Source organism: Pseudomonas sp. WS 5532 (assembly GCF_012985445.1).
GTDB lineage: Bacteria > Pseudomonadota > Gammaproteobacteria > Pseudomonadales > Pseudomonadaceae > Aquipseudomonas > Aquipseudomonas edaphica.
The window spans coordinates 33,466-50,439 of the sequence record NZ_JAAQWK010000024.1 but is presented as its reverse complement, the minus strand read 5'-3'; the positions used below and the strand labels follow the sequence as shown (position 1 = coordinate 50,439).

Annotated in this window: 15 protein-coding genes and 1 pseudogene; 10 read left to right on the top strand and 6 right to left on the bottom strand. The window is 52.4% G+C overall.

The features are described from left to right. Positions 1–166 precede the first annotated feature (166 nt). Both HBO23_RS28780 and HBO23_RS28775 read left to right on the top strand, forming a co-directional pair. Positions 167–913, top strand: a complete 747-nt coding sequence (locus HBO23_RS28780) for a hypothetical protein (RefSeq protein ID WP_170040604.1) — start codon at positions 167–169, stop codon at positions 911–913. Next, positions 913–2,448 (top strand): relaxase/mobilization nuclease domain-containing protein, encoded by a 1,536-nt coding sequence (locus HBO23_RS28775; protein ID WP_170040603.1) that lies wholly within the window; start codon positions 913–915, stop codon positions 2,446–2,448. The genes HBO23_RS28780 and HBO23_RS28775 overlap by 1 nt, the downstream gene beginning before the upstream one ends. A gap of 3 nt (positions 2,449–2,451) precedes the next feature. Here HBO23_RS28775 and HBO23_RS28770 read toward each other — a convergent pair whose 3' ends face one another. Next, positions 2,452–3,900 carry a replication endonuclease gene (locus tag HBO23_RS28770; RefSeq protein WP_170040602.1) on the bottom strand — a complete coding sequence of 483 codons (1,449 nt, stop codon included), beginning with the start codon at positions 3,898–3,900 and terminating at the stop codon, positions 2,452–2,454. Positions 3,901–4,618: 718 nt separating this feature from the next. On the opposite strand from HBO23_RS28770, the gene HBO23_RS28765 reads away from it, so the two are divergent. Next, a complete protein-coding gene (locus tag HBO23_RS28765) occupies positions 4,619–5,197 on the top strand; it encodes a 3'-5' exonuclease (protein ID WP_082118776.1) in 579 nt (192 codons plus the stop codon). A gap of 20 nt (positions 5,198–5,217) precedes the next feature. On the opposite strand, the gene HBO23_RS28760 is transcribed toward HBO23_RS28765, so the two are convergent. From HBO23_RS28760 to HBO23_RS28750, 3 genes and pseudogenes are all read right to left on the bottom strand, one after another. Then, positions 5,218–5,607 (bottom strand): hypothetical protein, encoded by a 390-nt coding sequence (locus HBO23_RS28760; RefSeq protein ID WP_170040601.1) that lies wholly within the window; start codon positions 5,605–5,607, stop codon positions 5,218–5,220. Positions 5,608–5,865: 258 nt separating this feature from the next. Beyond that, positions 5,866–6,552, bottom strand: a pseudogene (locus tag HBO23_RS28755) (DNA-processing protein DprA); the annotation flags it as partial. A 63-nt stretch (positions 6,553–6,615) separates the two neighbouring features. Continuing rightward, positions 6,616–7,383, bottom strand: a complete 768-nt coding sequence (locus HBO23_RS28750) for a peptidoglycan-binding protein (RefSeq protein ID WP_099550190.1) — start codon at positions 7,381–7,383, stop codon at positions 6,616–6,618. 135 nt (positions 7,384–7,518) lie between these two features. Here HBO23_RS28750 and def point away from each other — a divergent pair, with 135 nt between their 5' ends. The 5 genes from def (at position 7,519) to HBO23_RS28725 (ending at position 12,203) form a co-directional block, all read left to right on the top strand. Next, on the top strand, positions 7,519–8,025 hold the full coding sequence (gene def, locus HBO23_RS28745) for a peptide deformylase (RefSeq protein WP_017135146.1): 507 nt from the start codon (positions 7,519–7,521) through the stop codon (positions 8,023–8,025). 69 nt (positions 8,026–8,094) lie between these two features. Continuing rightward, positions 8,095–9,048 carry a methionyl-tRNA formyltransferase gene (fmt, locus tag HBO23_RS28740; protein ID WP_017135145.1) on the top strand — a complete coding sequence of 318 codons (954 nt, stop codon included), beginning with the start codon at positions 8,095–8,097 and terminating at the stop codon, positions 9,046–9,048. Beyond that, positions 9,045–10,355 (top strand): 16S rRNA (cytosine(967)-C(5))-methyltransferase RsmB, encoded by a 1,311-nt coding sequence (rsmB, locus tag HBO23_RS28735; protein WP_169987931.1) that lies wholly within the window; start codon positions 9,045–9,047, stop codon positions 10,353–10,355. The genes fmt and rsmB overlap by 4 nt, the downstream gene beginning before the upstream one ends. A gap of 21 nt (positions 10,356–10,376) precedes the next feature. Further along, positions 10,377–11,750 carry a Trk system potassium transporter TrkA gene (trkA, locus tag HBO23_RS28730; protein WP_017135143.1) on the top strand — a complete coding sequence of 458 codons (1,374 nt, stop codon included), beginning with the start codon at positions 10,377–10,379 and terminating at the stop codon, positions 11,748–11,750. A gap of 141 nt (positions 11,751–11,891) precedes the next feature. Beyond that, entirely contained in the window at positions 11,892–12,203 is a 312-nt protein-coding gene (locus HBO23_RS28725) for a hypothetical protein (protein ID WP_017135142.1), read from the top strand. 197 nt (positions 12,204–12,400) lie between these two features. Here the strand turns inward: HBO23_RS28725 and HBO23_RS28720 are convergent, their stop codons facing one another. Continuing rightward, positions 12,401–13,288 carry a lysophospholipid acyltransferase gene (locus HBO23_RS28720; RefSeq protein ID WP_017135141.1) on the bottom strand — a complete coding sequence of 296 codons (888 nt, stop codon included), beginning with the start codon at positions 13,286–13,288 and terminating at the stop codon, positions 12,401–12,403. Between the two features lie 40 nt (positions 13,289–13,328). Next, a complete protein-coding gene (gene tag, locus HBO23_RS28715) occupies positions 13,329–13,886 on the bottom strand; it encodes a DNA-3-methyladenine glycosylase I (protein ID WP_017135140.1) in 558 nt (185 codons plus the stop codon). 81 nt (positions 13,887–13,967) lie between these two features. Between tag and glyQ the strand changes: the two genes are divergently transcribed. After that, positions 13,968–14,921, top strand: coding sequence for a glycine--tRNA ligase subunit alpha (gene glyQ, locus HBO23_RS28710; RefSeq protein ID WP_003187265.1), 954 nt, complete (start codon positions 13,968–13,970; stop codon positions 14,919–14,921). Beyond that, positions 14,918–16,972 (top strand): glycine--tRNA ligase subunit beta, encoded by a 2,055-nt coding sequence (gene glyS, locus HBO23_RS28705; RefSeq protein ID WP_017135139.1) that lies wholly within the window; start codon positions 14,918–14,920, stop codon positions 16,970–16,972. The genes glyQ and glyS overlap by 4 nt, the downstream gene beginning before the upstream one ends. The last annotated feature ends 2 nt before the right edge of the window (positions 16,973–16,974 follow it).

Sequence of the window (16,974 nt, the reverse complement as noted above, 5' to 3'; positions counted from 1 at the left end):
TATGCTCGCCCACTCCATTACCCACAAGGGGTAATTACGGGGACACGATACTCCCACAAGGGTCGTATCTAAAAGCACAGCAAAGCACACGGCTGATAAATCAGCGCAAAGGGCATCATTAGAAAAACAAAATGCTAAAATATGCTCATAACAAACAAAAACCCTAATGAGCAAATACAAAGCAAGTACCCGTTTAACTGAAATTAACGCCGAACAAATCGAACAGCTTCGAAGAGAATATAACCAATTATCCGTTTCGAAATTTTCACTTTCAGAAGCATTTAAACAATACGCCCTGCAAAATCGTAGCTATGTCGTGATAGCCAAAAATGGAAATTTTGAAGAGTTTTCAAAGTACAATCAGATGCTGGCAAATCTCTGCACTAATCTATCTCAATTCAAAAGTTCTGACCCTGAAATCAACAGGCGTATAAACAACACCCTTCGAAATTTAATAAAGATGAAGCTCGATGTTAGTCGTTTGCGATTCAAGACGCTTGAAATAAAAACATCCACAAAACCAGATTTTGCAGCGATTATAAATTCTTCGCTATTTGACGATAGTCATTCAGAAAGAAAGAAGCAATACACGATTAGCTTCACCGAAAAAGAATGTAGCGAGTATAAAGAGAAATTCCCAAAGCAAGACTTTTATAATTTGCTACGCAATTTCTTCGATGAGTTTTCTGTTTATGAGAAAGAGTTTACTAATCCATCTTTAAATCTCGCATTAGATAATAATCTTGTTAAATGCGGAGAAGCTGCAAATGCTTATGTGGTAGAGAAAAAGCATAGCGAGGCGATAATAAAAAACATTCTCGATTATCTTCAAGGGGCTCTTTCAGAAAAAATTCACCCCAATATAATCAAAGGGAGCGCTGACCTAATAGCATTTATAGATGGGGCTAAATAATGTTAATTAAAGAAGTGCCCCGCATTCAGCCCAACACCAAAAACCTGGCCAATTATGTATTAACGAAAGCCACTCGCATCAGTGGCAATATTCCCGTAAATATGGTTGATATTAATGAATCAGCAAAGTCTATCGAGTTAGATTTTAATAGTAGATTAACGGCAAAACAGAAAAGCAATGAAATGCACTACATCGTTTCGTTTGAAGAACAACATCAAGATATTTCAGATGATAAGTTAATAATGATTGGCAATGAGTTGGTAAAGCGCCACTTTGGTGATAATCGTAATTTTTTGCTTGCCGTTCATAGAGACACTAACAACCCACATCTTCACCTTGTGATGGAAAATAGAGATTTCGACCATAAGGCTTTTTTCAAGAAAGATAATTATCGAGCATTGGAAAATCTTGCCCAAAGGCTCGAAAAAAAATACTCACTCAAAAACGAGAAAATCGCTGAAAGCAGAAATGACCCAAACCCCGTTAGGCTTAATTATGCTTCTAAACAGTACGAAAGTCGTACTGGTCAAGAATCTGATGAAAAAAAATATAAGAACGAGTTGAAAGGCATTATTTCCTACGCCAAGACGCCGGAGGCGTTGTTTAAGGCGATGATTGATGAAGGGTTTACTATTCGTGCAAACAAGAGCAAAACCGACCCTAGCAAGCTATCGGGCTATTACATCACAAAAGGTTCAACATCTATAAAGCCAAGTTCAATCGGCTTTCAAATGAGCAAGCTGATTGAAAAATACAAATTTGATGAGAATGGCATTGCAGAGTTAATCTTACGTTTTGAGTCTCCGTTACCTCCCGACGAATCAGGCGAAATTTCTTCGAGTCCAGGTACAGACCCAAAACCACAACCTAACCGCCGTGAAAGCCTTTATACAAAATTTCAAACCGTGGATGGTGTGAACTACACAAGCAAAAATGAGAAGTACAAAGCCAGTTTTACAGTCAACGACAATAGTGTTTCTTTCACAAATCCAAATGAAATGAGTATCAAAGCAGGAATGCAGGCATTGATCGCAAAAGGTACTAAAGGACCGTTTTACCTCACCGGGTCGGAAGATTTTAAACGTAAAACTTGGCTTGTCTCCGCAATGATGGGTTTAGAAGTATCCAATTATCAACCAACTCAATCGGATTTATCTGCGCTTTTCGAGCGTGTAAAAGCCAATCAAGATAAATACCCAAAGACAAAAATCAAGCTTCTTGAACGTCATATTAACGAACTGAAAAAAGAAAATTTTGAAATCGATGATTTATTTAAAACGCCTGTTTCATTCTCTGATTTATTCCCAAACCATTCAGCATCAGAAAATATTGAAGCACCTGAAACTGAAAAGCCTGAAAAGCCTGAAAAGCCTGAAAAAGAAAAGCCCGCAACGTCTACTGATACGAAAACAAAATCAAAGGCAGAAAAAATATTCGACAATCAAGAGATTGATAGAAAACTGTTAGAAAAATTAACCCGCCAAGGGGAAATGGGGCTTGACCCACTGCAACCATTAAAAGTACATAAGCCCTAAATTTTAGGGTTTGTCTTTATAGATTATTGAACAATCTATCTTCGTCGCTAATTCTATATTAGACCCTATAACCCTCAACCCAACATTAAAGGTCATCATTTCTTCAAAATCGTATAGACGCTCAACAATTTTAAGCTCTGTTATCCATTCCAGACGTTCTTTTGCGACCTTACAAAAATCTAAAAATTTTAACTCTTTTCTAAGGGATGCTAATTTTCTAAAAACGGGGTGTTTAAGTTCAAGTTTTATTTGCCACTCTTCCATTTTTACGAAGCGATTAAATTTTCGCCAGACTGATATTGCTCGCTCAACTCCGAAAAACCCATAGCGTCTTATGCCCCAAATCATACAGCCCGCCTTTACTTTTAACGACTCACTATCGGGGTTTTGTATTGCTTTGATTAGATATTTCATTACATAAGTAGATGCAGATGCTTTTTTCTTACCGTGTTTTTTAGCTTGTTCAGCAGATATTATTTCAATGGTCGTTGATTTTTCTGAATGCTTGAAAATTCTATTGATATGAAGTATTAAATCATCGGCTTTTGTGGGACAAACAAATAATAATGCGTGCAAATGCGGGCACTGGTCTTTATGTAATTCTTTCGTCCAAAGACCAAAATCATTAATCTCGTAACGATTGCGAGCTTTGCTCAACTCATCTAATTTCTTGCTCAAATAATCAGATGCTTGGCGTGGAGTTGAACCATCCCACGTATTTTTTCCAAATTTTGGGTTTGCGTGAAATGAAGCTGGGCAAGTCGCAGTTAAAAATAAACATACATATTTTCTTTGTTCTGCAACAAGCTCCATATTTTTTACACACGAGTATAGTTCTGAAACACGTCGTTCAGGAGTCATTGCAACATCAGCTAATGGCTTTTGAGTCGAAACGTCATCGCCATATTGGATGTATGAATTAAGTAGATAATCTTTCTGACATTCATCTACAAAATTACGATAGTCCAGTGCGACTTTACTGCAATAACTATTATTAGAGCCAATCGCTTTTTCAGAAAGCTGTATCAGTTCATTTTCCCTAACTCTGATTTTTCTTATTATTCTTTTGTGTTTCTGAAAGCCGTTGAACCGTCTTTTTTCGTCGTTGCTGCACAAGTTCAAATCAAACTCATAAATCAAATTTTCATCTTCATAATATTTATCGAGCTTGTCTAATATCGTCCCGCTGGCTTTCAAGTCTCGAATTTTAATACCTTTGATTAGCTCGATATTCAGCAGTTCTTGACGAGTGATTTTACACATTGATAATTTAATTACTTGGTTTGTTAATTTCGTGCTTTTTGTTATATGCAAAAATAGTTTATTAATCACAATCGCAAGACAAACTGCGTCCCTATCCCATTGGCGAAAAGACGATAAGGACTCTGTATATCGTAACTTGTTTTTTTGAGTTGCTGTACACAACGCTTTCGTCCTTACAAGCACTTCCATCTCGTAGAAAGACGTACATACTTCTTGAAGATTAGATACAAGTTTGCTGCTGGCGTTAACCGGCTTTAAGCTTGAATTAAGTTCTTGCAGGGTTTTTTCGTGGTCGAAGCCGGATTTTTTGAAATTTGATATTTCATTAATTAGTTTTTTAGCTTCGAAATGAGAGTGTAACTTATTGAGAAAAGTTTCTTTATTTCGTTCTTTTTATATTGCGCGTTGGAAATAAAATGGTATGCTGTTATTGTAAATCATTGTTAAGTTGTTTGTTTGGTAGCTACATCTTAACATTTGTAAGAAAAACACAAGAGCTTCGGCTCTTTTTTTCTGACCTAAATTAAAACAACCGTTTTAATTAATACAACCCAAAAACTAAACAGTCGTTTGAATTAAATGATAAAACCCTTTTGTCATATGGCTTTTATCTATTTTGTGAGAGTTGTTTTAGAATTATCCAAGAAGGTCAAAAGCAAAAGCTATTAAAAGCGATTTGGCTATTCTCGCTTATTGATTCACTCATATGATTGACCCTACGGGTCAAAGTGAATTAATCGTGTCCAGACAGACGCCCGAGCCTATGCGGCTTTACGGGCGTGGTTCAATTATGCTTCGGTCATATATGACAGTAGCAAGAGAGTAAAAACCAAAAAGAAATTCCGCTATACATCAAAACGTTTAGACAAAAAATGATAAAATCAGAGCATAACAAATACTCAAAATTATGTCATTCAACAAAAAGCGTTTCTCAATAAAAGATTTAACTGCTCATAAAATAGAATGTAAAAAAGCAGCACAAAACTGGCTAGATAGCGATTGTCTAATACTTGATACAGAAACAACCGGGTTAGATGACAATGCAGAAATTATTGAAATAAGTATTATAGACAAAGATTTTAACGTTCTATTCAATACACTTGTAAAGCCTTCCTGCGAAATTTCAAAAGAGGCAACTGCAATTAACAACATTACTAACAAAGACGTTGAGTACGAACAAGCATTTGACGAAATCTATTCAAAACTTAAAGATGTTTTAGAAAATCGTCTTGTAGTAATGTACAACAGTAATTTTGACACAAGAATACTTAATCAAACAATCGAACTTTACGACTTGCAAAAAATTCCCTTTGAAAGAAAATGTGCAATGCTTTTGTTTTCGAGATTCATTGATGTAAAACGTTGGCAAAAACTTTCAACAGCAACTGAACACTTCAATATTAAATTCACAAATCAACATCAAGCATTGTCAGATTGCGAAGCAACTCTAAAACTAATCAAGTCAATAGCAGATTATACTGATTAAAAAAGCCCACAAGGGCTTTTTCAATAATAAGGATTTATGGGTAACGTGTATGTCTGTATAACAACGTCTCGACTCAAATAGGTTGGATTTCTCCAGAAACCCCCATCTAATTCTTTCCATCTTGTTTTAGATGCTTCACAACTACTCGTTTTAAAATTAAATGAATGTTTTGTTTGTAACAATGTACTTCCCTGCACAACCGTAGTGTCTTTATTTTCACAATCACGAGCAGCAGCTTGATAAGCTCTTTCTGATTCTCTTTTTTCTTTATCTGTCATTTTATCTTTTGCTGATATTTTTGTTTCAATAACAGTGCCAACTGGGACATTATCAGTATTTTCGAAATAGCCGATGTTTACAGCAATGCAAAGCGAAACAAGCACAAGAATAAATTTAAAAATGTCTTCCATATATATTATTGTCATTATATGCATTGAATAATAACATTTATATATTTGCTTCGGTCATATATGACAGTAGCAAAATCAAAAGCTATTAAAAGCGTTTGGCTATTCTCTCTTACTGATTCACCCATACCATTGACCCTACGGGTCAAGGTGGATTACTCACGCCCGGATACTGCGCCCGCGCCTATGCGGCGTTTCCGGGCGAGCCCTCGCTAATCAAAATCTGCCCGTGAACTTCCTCGGAAAAACCATTTACCTAATCATGATCCGGTTGCGCCGTGGAAAGTTGGCGGCCTGGGGCGCGGCGTCCAGCGGAAACTCGGAAACCACCGCGCTGCCCTGGGCAATCATCGCGGCGGCGAGCTGGCGGTGGCGTTGTGGATAAAAATTTTCGAGGCCGGTGCCGAGCACGCCGATTGTCTGCCCCCCGACATCTAATGCCGCTTGGTGCGCAGCACCGTCGATGCCCAAGGCCAAGCCACTGGTGATGACAAAACCGGCGCTTGCCAGGCTGCGCGAAAAGGCGGCGGCAGTGTCCATCCCAGGGCGTGATGCACGGCGACTGCCGACCATGGCCAACTGCGGCTTTTCGAGAATATTTGGCTCGCCGGCAACGAATAATAACGGCGGTGCATCGTCGATCTGCGCCAGTAACGCAGGGTACTCAGGCTGGTCCCACATCAGTAAATGCTGGGCCGGGCGCTCCAACCATGCGAGCGCATCACTGGCGCCATCTCGAATTTCAGGGCTGCGCCTGGCATCGGCGCTAATGGGTGGCAACCCGAGAGAACGCCAGGCACTCGCCGGGGCGCTGATGGCCTTGGAGGCAGAACCAAATGCGTCAATCAATACGCGAAAACGCTTGGGGCCCAGTTCCGGCAGCCTGTGCAAGCGTAGTCGGGCTTCCAGTTCTGCAGGGGAAATTTCAGGGCTGTTTGTCGGATACATTTGATCGTCCTTGATCTGAACAAGCTGTGGATAACTCTGTTGGTAACTTATTTAGCAGGCTATTTATTGCGTTTGTCGGGCAGTCTCGAATCGATCCATGACCGCGAGTGAACGCGAGGCTCTGAGCACCAGGCCATAACTGAGTTTTTCGTAGGTGCGAAACACCAGCAGCGTGCCAGCATCTTCATCGGGGAGTTGGGCCGGGGCGCCAGAGAGGCTGTCGCGTACGCTCACGCCGGCCTTGATCACCGTGAGCAGGTGGCCTTCGGCCAGACCGTCACGGCGGCCCTTGTTCAAGGTCACGGCATCCATTACGCCGATCTGGGTGACACCCTTGGGAATATCGATAATGTGCCCTTCGATGAAAGGCGCAGGCTCCCGGTTAGCCCATTCGACGGGCGGTTCGGCGCGCAGCAAGCGGTCGCCTGGGCGCACTTCCTGGGTCACCCTTTGCACGGCCAGGGTGCTTAGGTCGCCCGCCAATACAAAGCGTGCGCTGCCGATGTCGTCGGCATTGATGCCCAGCAGCTCCTGGGTTTGCGGGTCGGTGTAGGTTTTACCGCGACGAAAGATCCCATAGTCCGGCTGGGCCGGGTCCAGGTCACCGCGGGCATGCACGCGCTCACCGTTGGCGCCCAGGACTCGCCCCGCGTCGGCGGCAACAATGTAAGGGGCGTTGTCCAGGTCCTGGGGTGTATCGAAAATGCGGTTGTGCAACAAGAAGTGGCGGATGGCCTGTTGCGTCACCTGTTCCAGGCGCGGGCCGGGCTGGGAAACCAGGGCCATGGCGAGCGGCGCCCACAACAGCAAGACGAGTAGCGATTTCCTCATGGGGTCAATCTCCTTTATTATGTGCGTTCGCGTGAAATGCCACAGCCTTCGCGGCTTTCGAGCCTTTCACACCGGCGGTCTGGGTCCATCCCAACGCCGATTTGCCTCTACCTCACATGTGCAGCAATTACGCTTATGGCTATTTTGAACATCCTCGAATTTCCCGACTCGCGCCTGCGCACGATCGCCAAACCGGTGGCCGTAGTGGACGACAAGGTTCGTCAGTTGGTCGATGACATGTTTGAAACAATGTATGAAGCCCCGGGCATCGGCCTCGCCGCGACCCAGGTCAACGTGCATCAGCGCGTCGTGGTCATGGACCTGTCGGAAGATCGCAGCGAGCCGCGGGTGTTTATCAACCCCGAGTTCGAACCGCTGACCGAAGAGATGGGCGAATACCAGGAAGGCTGCCTGTCAGTGCCGGAGTTCTACGAGAACGTCGAACGCCCGCTGCGCGTGAAGATCAAGGCCCTGGACCGTGACGGCAAGCCCTACGAACTGATCGCCGAAGGCTTGCTGGCAGTGTGCATTCAGCATGAATGCGACCACCTCAACGGCAAGCTGTTTGTTGATTACCTGTCCACGCTTAAACGCGACCGGATCAAGAAGAAGCTGGAAAAAAAGCATCGCCAGCAAGCTTGATGCCCTTCTTCCAAAGGCTTGCTGCGGCAAGCCTTTTTCTTTTGTGACTGTTTTTAACCGAGAACTCCCATGACCGAGCCACTGCGCATTGTTTTTGCCGGCACTCCCGAATTCGCTGCCGAACACCTCAAGGCGCTGCTTGCCAGCCCTTATGACATCGTGGCGGTGTACACCCAGCCGGATCGCCCGGCCGGTCGCGGGCAAAAACTGATGCCAAGCCCGGTCAAGCAGTTGGCGCTTGAGCACAACATCCCTGTGCTGCAACCGCCAACCCTGCGCAATGCCGATGCCCAGGCGGAACTGGCGGCGTTGAAGCCCGACTTGTTGGTGGTTGTGGCTTACGGTTTGATCCTGCCCCAAGCCGTGCTGGATATCCCGCGCCTGGGCTGCATCAACAGCCACGCTTCGTTGCTGCCGCGTTGGCGCGGTGCGGCGCCGATCCAGCGCGCCGTCGAAGCCGGTGACCTTGAAAGCGGTGTGACCGTGATGCGCATGGAGGCGGGTCTGGATACCGGCCCGATGCTGCTCAAGGTTGCCACCCCAATCACGGCTGAAGACACGGGCGGCAGCCTGCACGACCGCTTGGCCGAACTTGGCCCGCCCGCCGTGATCCAGGCCATCGCTGGCCTGGCGGCCGGCACGCTGGAAGGCGAAGTACAGGACGACAGCCTCGCCACCTACGCACACAAACTGAATAAAGACGAAGCGCGTATCGACTGGAACCTCCCGGCCGTTGAGCTGGAACGCCTGGTGCGTGCCTTCAACCCGTGGCCGATCTGCCACAGCACCCTCAATGGCGAAGCGTTGAAAGTGCTGGCCGCCACCTTGGTGGATGGCAAAGGTGCTCCGGGTGAAATCATCGGCGCCAGCAAGGACGGCCTGTTGGTCGCCTGCGGTGAACAGGCGCTGTGCCTGACCCGCCTGCAATTGCCCGGCGGTAAGGCGCTTAATTTCAGCGACTTGTTCAACAGCCGTCGTGAGAAATTTGCCTTGGGCACGGTTCTCGGGGCGGTCGCTCAATGAACCCGCGTCTGGCCGCCGCCAAGGCGCTCGCTGCCGTACTCAACGGCAAGGCTTCGCTGAACAGTTCGTTGCCTACACAAATGGACAAGGTTGAAGACCGTGATCGCGGTTTCACCCAGGACCTGGCCTTTGGCACCGCCCGCTGGCAGCCGCGCTTGTCGGCCCTGGCGGCCAAGCTGCTGCAAAAGCCGTTCAAGGCCGCCGACGCCGATGTAGAGGCGCTGCTGCTGGTGGGCCTTTATCAGTTGCTCTACACCCGCGTGCCGGCTCACGCCGCCATCGGTGAAACCGTCGGCTGCGCCGACAAGCTGAAGAAGCCGTGGGCCAAGGCCTTGCTCAATGCCGTACTGCGTCGCGCCCAGCGTGAAAGCGAAGCGCTGCTGGCCGAGCTGGAACATGACCCGGTGGTGCGCACAGCGCACCCGCGCTGGCTGCAAAAATCCCTGAAAGCCTTCTGGCCCGAGCAATGGGAAGCCATTTGCGCCGCCAACAATGCGCACCCGCCGATGATTTTGCGGGTCAACCGTCGCCACCACAGCCGTGACGCCTACCTGCAATTGCTCACCGGTGCCGGCATCAGCGCCGCGCCGTGCGTGTACAGCGTCGACGGCATCGTGCTGGAAGCGGCCACCGACGTGCGCAGCCTGCCGGGCTTTGCCGAAGGCTGGATCAGCGTGCAGGACGAAGCCGCACAATTGGCCGCCGACCTGCTCGACCTGGCCCCAGGCCAACGCGTACTGGACGCCTGCTGCGCGCCGGGCGGTAAGACGTGTCACATTCTGGAAGTCGAAAAAGACCTGGCCGGTGTAGTCGCCGTCGACCTGGAAGCCAAGCGCCTTGTGCGCGTGCGTGAAAACCTTGCACGCCTGGGCCTGAGCGCCGAGCTGATCGCCGCCGACGGCCGCGACACCGCCACGTGGTGGGACGGCAAGCCGTTCCAGCGCATCCTGCTCGACGCGCCATGTTCCGCCACTGGCGTGATCCGCCGTCACCCGGATATCAAGCTCACCCGCCAACCCGACGACATCGCCGCCCTGGCCGTGCTGCAAGGCGAACTGCTCGATGCAATGTGGCCAACGCTGGAAGTCGGCGGCATCCTGCTCTACGCCACGTGCTCCACGCTGCCGACAGAAAATACCGAGGTGATCCAAGCCTTCCTCGCCCGTACCAGTGGCGCGCGGGAGCTGGACCTCGCCACGGCGGCCGGTATCAAGCAGCCCCATGGCCGCCAACTGCTCGCGCAGGAAGGCGGACACGATGGCTTCTATTACGCCAAACTGATCAAGATTGCTGCCGCGCGCGGCTAATGGGTTTAAGGGAGTGACCGGATGAAAATCATCATCCTTGGTGCAGGGCAGGTCGGCGGCACACTGGCCGAACATTTGGCCAGCGAAGCCAACGACATCACCGTGGTCGACACCGACAGCGAGCGCCTGCGCAACCTGGGCGACCGCCTGGACATCCGTACCGTGCAAGGCCGCGCGTCATTCCCGACGGTGCTGCGCCAGGCCGGTGCCGACGATGCCGATATGCTGGTGGCGGTGACCAACAGTGACGAGACCAACATGGTCGCCTGCCAAGTCGCCCATACCCTGTTTCATACGCCCACCAAGATCGCCCGCGTGCGCGAAGCCGCCTACCTGACCCGCGCCGGTCTGTTCGACAACGATGCGATTCCGGTGGACGTGCTGATCAGCCCCGAACAGGTGGTGACCCATTACATCAAGCGCCTGATCGAAATTCCCGGCGCCTTGCAGGTTATCGACTTTGCCGAAGGCAAGGCGCAACTGGTGGCGGTAAAGGCTTATTACGGCGGTCCGCTGGTGGGCCAGCAACTGCGTCAGCTGCGCGAACACATGCCGAATGTGGAAACCCGCGTGGCGGCGATTTTCCGTCGCGACCGGCCGATCCTGCCCCAGGGCGATACGGTGATCGAAGCGGACGACGAAGTGTTTTTCATCGCTGCCAAAGCGAATATTCGTGCAGTGATGAGCGAAATGCGTCGACTCGATGAGAGCTACAAACGCATCGTCATTGCCGGCGGCGGGCAGATCGGCGAGCGCTTGGCCGAGGCCATCGAGAGCCGCTACCAGGTCAAGATCATCGAGATGAACCCGACACGCTGCCGGCATTTGTCCGACACCCTCGACAGCACCGTGGTCCTGCAAGGCAGCGCCTCGGACCGTGACCTGCTGATGGAAGAAAACATCGCCGACGCCGATATCTTCCTGGCCCTGACCAACGACGACGAGGCCAACATCATGTCCTCGTTGCTGGCCAAGCGGCTGGGGGCGAAGAAGGTGATGACCATCATCAACAACCCGGCCTATGTCGACCTGATCCAGGGCGGCGACATCGACATCGCCATCAGCCCGCAGTTGGCCACCATCGGCACCTTGCTGGCCCACGTGCGCCGTGGCGATATCGTCAGCGTGCACTCCCTGCGCCGGGGCGCGGCGGAAGCCATCGAGGCGATTGCCCATGGTGATTCAAAGTCGAGCAAAGTGATCGGCAAGGCGATCCGCGATATCGGCCTGCCGCCGGGCACCACCATTGGTGCGATTATTCGTGATGAAGAAGTGATCATCGCCCATGACGACACGATGATCGCTACGGGTGACCATGTGATTCTGTTCCTTGTGGATAAAAAGCACATTCGCGATGTGGAGAAGCTGTTTCACGTGGGGCTGAGTTTTTTCTAGGCAGGAATATTTCATTGTGGCGAGGGAGCTTGCTCCCGCTCGAGTGCGAAGCGCTCGCAAAATGTTGGGGGACTGCTGCGCAATCCAACGGGAGCAAGCTCCCTCGCCACAACAGCCTTTTTTCGCTCAAGGTGATAATAAATGCTCGAATCCCTGGAAAAAATGCTCGCCAAGGGTGTGGATAATTCATTGCTGCGCTTTGGCTTGGGCAAGGGTTATCTGGACTTGAAGGACAACGCCAAGGCGGCCGAGCATTTGCAGAAATGCGTCGAGTTCGACCCGAAGTATTCGGCGGCGTGGAAGCTGTTGGGCAAGGCTCAGCAGGGTTTGGGTGATAGTGCCGCAGCACGGCTGGCGTGGGAAAAGGGCATAGAAGCAGCCCTGGCACATGGCGACAAACAGGCTGAAAAAGAGATGACGGTGTTCCTGAAGAAACTCGATCGCCTGGCCTGAATTGATCCCTGTGGGAGCTGGCTTGCCTGCGATAGCATCACCTCGGTATGGCTGAAAAACCGAGTTGCCTGCATTTATGATCGTTCCCACGCTCTGCGTGGGAATGCAGCCCTGGGCGCTCTGCGCCTGCCCTTAAAACCGTGACGCGGAGCGTCACAGGCGGCGTTCCCACGCGGAGCGTGGGAACGATCACGTGGTCAGTACCAGCGCTCTTCACCCGGCGGGCGTTTCTTGAAGCGCTTCATGCTCCACATGTACTGGCTCGGGTAGGCACCGACATAACGCTCCACCACCTTGCTCATCGCCGCGCAGGAGGTAGCCGTGTCGGTGCTGTACATATCTTCCGGCGCTGCTTCCAGAATCACTTTGTAACCCGAACCGTCCGGCAGCCTCAGGGCATGCAGGAACACGCCAACAGCCTTGTGGCCTGCGAGCATGTTCGGCACAAACTTGCTGGTCAGCGCCTGGGTGGCGAAAAACGGCACGAAGATGCCCGCAGATTCCGCCGGCTCCGGGTCAGCCGGAATACCCACCTGACCACCTTTGCGCACTTCCTTGATCACACTGAGGATGCCTTCCTTGGTGGACGCCGCCACGCGGTTACCCAACTGCACCCGCTGTTTTTGCAGCAACTCATCCACCGCCTTGAGCTTGGGCGGGCGGTAGAAAATGATCGGTTTGCACTGGTTGCAATAGAAGTGGTTCAACACTTCCCAGTTGCCCAGGTGGCTGGTGATGCCAACCACGCCTTTGCCTGAGGCCAATGCCTCATGCAGCACTTCCAGGCCTTCGACTTCGCGCACCAGGTCGATGGAACGCTGTGCCGGCCAGATCCAGGCGCAAGCGCTTTCGGTCAGCGACTTGCCGATGTCCATCAGGCTTTGGCCCACCAGACGCTCGCGGGCGGCCGGGTCCATGTCCGGGAAGCATTTAGAGAGGTTGATCCGCACCGTGTCGCGGGAGCGGTTGGGGGTTTTCCACATGATCCAGCCAATCGCCGTGCCGACGGCCTGGACAGCGCGCCAGGGCAGCAGGGCAAACAACCGAAGAGCGCCTACCAGCAAGGCGCCTTTAAACTTTTCCACAGGTCACTCCTGATCGTGTGTGGTGCGCAAAGCGGGCATTCTAACCGGCGTTGGCCAAGTCCGCGTAACGGTCGCAGTCCTGAGTGTGGTCCATGACCATGCCCGAGGCCTGCATGAACGCGTAGCAGATGGTCGGGCCGACGAAGGTGAAACCGGCTTTTTTCAACGCTTTACTCATGGCTTCAGCCTCGGGGGTAATCGCCGGGACTTGGCTGCGATCGGTAAAGTGATTGACCTTGGGCACGCCGCCAACAAAGGACCAGAGCAACCCCACCGGATCTTCCAGCGCCAGCCAGGCGGCGGCGTTGCGGCGGGTGGCGTTGAGCTTTAGGCGGTTACGCACGATGCCTGGGTCGAGCATCAGTGCTTCGATTTCAGCATCGGTCAGCCTGGCCAAACGCTGCGCATCAAAGCCGAACAAGACCTTTCGATAATGCTCGCGTTTGCGTAAAACGGTGATCCAGGACAGGCCCGCCTGGAACCCTTCGAGCAAAAGCAACTCGAACAAACCCTGCGCATCGCGCAGCGGCGTTCCCCACTCCTGATCGTGATAAGCCATGTACAGCGGATCTTCAGAACACCAAAAGCAGCGTGGCATAAGGCTCCAGGGAGTGGTGGCAGGGCCGAATCGGGTATACTCCCGCTCTTTAAATCGCAGCCCAAGTAACAGGTGAATTTCGTGAGCCAGCCTACGCCAGCCGTGCGTACCTTCCAAGACTTGATCCTCGCCCTCCAGCAATACTGGGCCGAGCAAGGTTGTGTGGTACTTCAGCCCTACGATATGGAAGTAGGCGCCGGCACTTTCCACACCGCTACATTCCTGCGGGCCATCGGCCCGGAAACCTGGAACGCCGCTTATGTGCAGCCCAGTCGTCGCCCGACTGACGGCCGCTACGGCGAAAACCCGAACCGTCTGCAGCACTACTACCAGTTCCAGGTGGTATTGAAGCCGAACCCGGATAACTTCCAGGAGCTGTACCTGGGCTCGCTGAAACATGTCGGCCTGGACCCACTGGTGCACGACATCCGTTTCGTCGAAGACAACTGGGAATCGCCAACTTTGGGCGCCTGGGGCCTGGGCTGGGAAGTCTGGCTCAATGGCATGGAAGTGACGCAGTTCACGTACTTCCAGCAAGCCGGCGGCATCGAGTGCTACCCGGTGACCGGCGAGATCACCTACGGTCTCGAGCGCCTGGCCATGTACCTGCAAGGCGTGGATTCGGTCTACGACCTGGTGTGGGCTGACGGCCCGTTCGGCAAAGTCACCTACGGCGACGTGTTCCACCAGAACGAAGTGGAGCAATCCACTTACAACTTCGAACACGCCAACGTCGACAAGCTGTTCGAACTGTTCGACTTCTATGAAAGCGAAGCCAAGCGCCTGATCGAACTCGACCAGCCGCTGCCGTTGCCGAGCTATGAAATGGTGTTGAAGGCGTCCCATACCTTCAACCTGCTGGACGCCCGCCGTGCCATCTCGGTGACCGCGCGCCAGCAATACATCCTGCGTGTACGCACCCTGGCGCGTTCCGTCGCCCAAGCCTACCTGTTGGCTCGCGCCAAGCTGGGCTTCCCGATGGCAACCCCGGACCTGCGTGATGAAGTGTTGGCTAAGCTGGAGGCTGCACAATGAGTGCTCAAGATTTCCTGGTTGAACTGGGCACCGAAGAGCTGCCACCCAAGGCACTGAACACCCTGGCCGATGCGTTCCTGGCCGGTATCGAAAAAGGCCTGCACAGCGCTGGCCTGAAGTTCGCCGCGAAAAAAGTCTACGCCGCGCCACGTCGCCTGGCGGTGTTGCTGACCGCGCTGGAAACCCAGCAGCCGGACCGCAGCATCAACCTCGACGGCCCACCGCGCCAGGCGGCTTTTGATGCTGAAGGCAATCCGACTCAAGCCGCCCTTGGTTTTGCCAAGAAGTGTGGCGTCGAGCTGAGCGAGATCGACCAGAGCGGCCCGAAACTGCGTTTCAGCCAGGTCATCACCGGCAAGCCAACGGCAAGCCTGTTGCCGACCATCGTTGAAGACTCCCTGAACGACTTGCCTATCCCCAAGCGCATGCGCTGGGGTGCTCGCAAGGAAGAGTTCGTGCGCCCAACTCAGTGGCTGGTGATGTTGCTCGGTGACCAAGTCATCGACTGCACGATCCTCGCCCAGAAGGCTGGCCGTGATTCCCGTGGTCACCGCTTCCACCATCCAGAAGCCGTGCGCATCACCTCGCCGGCCAACTACGCCGCCGACCTGCGTGCCGCTTACGTGCTGGCCGATGCCAACGAGCGCCGCGAGCTGATCAGCAAGCGCACCGAAGAGCTGGCCCGCCTGCAGGAAGGCACCGCCATCGTGCCGCCAAGCCTGCTCGACGAAGTGACCGCGCTGGTTGAATGGCCGGTGCCGCTGGTGTGCTCGTTCGAGGAGCGTTTCCTCGACGTGCCGCAAGAAGCGCTGATCACCACCATGCAGGACAACCAGAAGTATTTCTGCCTGCTGGATGTGGACGGTAAGCTGCTGCCGCGTTTTATCACCGTGGCCAACATCGAAAGCAAAGACCCGCAGCAGATCATCGCCGGTAACGAGAAAGTCGTGCGCCCGCGCCTGACTGACGCCGAGTTCTTCTTCAAGCAAGACAAGAAGCAGAAGCTAGAAGACTTCAACCTGCGCCTGCAAAACGTGGTGTTCCAGGAAAAACTCGGCAGCGTCTACGACAAGGCCGTGCGCGTTTCCAAGCTGGCTGCCTACATTGCCCCACGCATTGGCGGTGACGCTGCCTGGGCAGCCCGCGCTGGCTTGCTGTCCAAGTGCGACCTGGCCACCGAAATGGTCGGCGAGTTCCCGGAGATGCAAGGCGTCGCCGGTTACTACTACGCCCTCAACGACGGCGAACCGGACGATGTGGCCCTGGCTCTGAACGAGCAGTACATGCCGCGCGGCGCTGGCGCTGAGCTGCCGAGCACCCTGACCGGTGCGGCCGTGGCCATCGCCGACAAGCTGGACACCCTCGTCGGCATCTTCGGTATCGGCATGTTGCCTACCGGCAGCAAAGACCCGTATGCCCTGCGCCGTGCGGCCCTGGGCGTGCTGCGTATCCTGATCGACAAAAAGCTCGACCTCGACCTGACCCAGGCCGTGGTGTTTGCAGTCAGCCAGTTTGGCGCCAAGGTCAAGCAAGCCGGGTTGGCCGAGCAAGTGCTGGAGTTTGTGTTCGACCGCCTGCGTGCGCGTTATGAAGACGAAGGCGTGGACGTTTCCGTCTACCTGTCGGTACGTGCCCTGCAACCGGGCTCGGCGTTGGACTTCGATCAGCGCGTACAGGCCGTACAAGCCTTCCGCAAGCTGCCGGAAGCCGAGGCTCTGGCCGCCGTGAACAAGCGTGTGTCGAACCTGCTGAGCAAGGCCGACAACCTCGGCAATGCCGAAGTCGACCCTGGCCTGTTTGCCGATGCCAAGGAGTTCTCGCTGAACTCGGCCATCGCCAAAGCGGAAAACGCGGTGAAGCCGCTGCTCGCCGAACGCAATTACGCCGAAGCACTGGCACGCCTGGCCACCTTGCGTGAGCCGGTGGATGCGTTCTTTGAAGCGGTGATGATCAATGCCGAAGATGCTGGTGTGCGGAAAAACCGCTACGCCATGCTGGCACGCCTGCGCGGCTTGTTCATCAACATCGCTGACATTTCTGTACTGGGCTGACC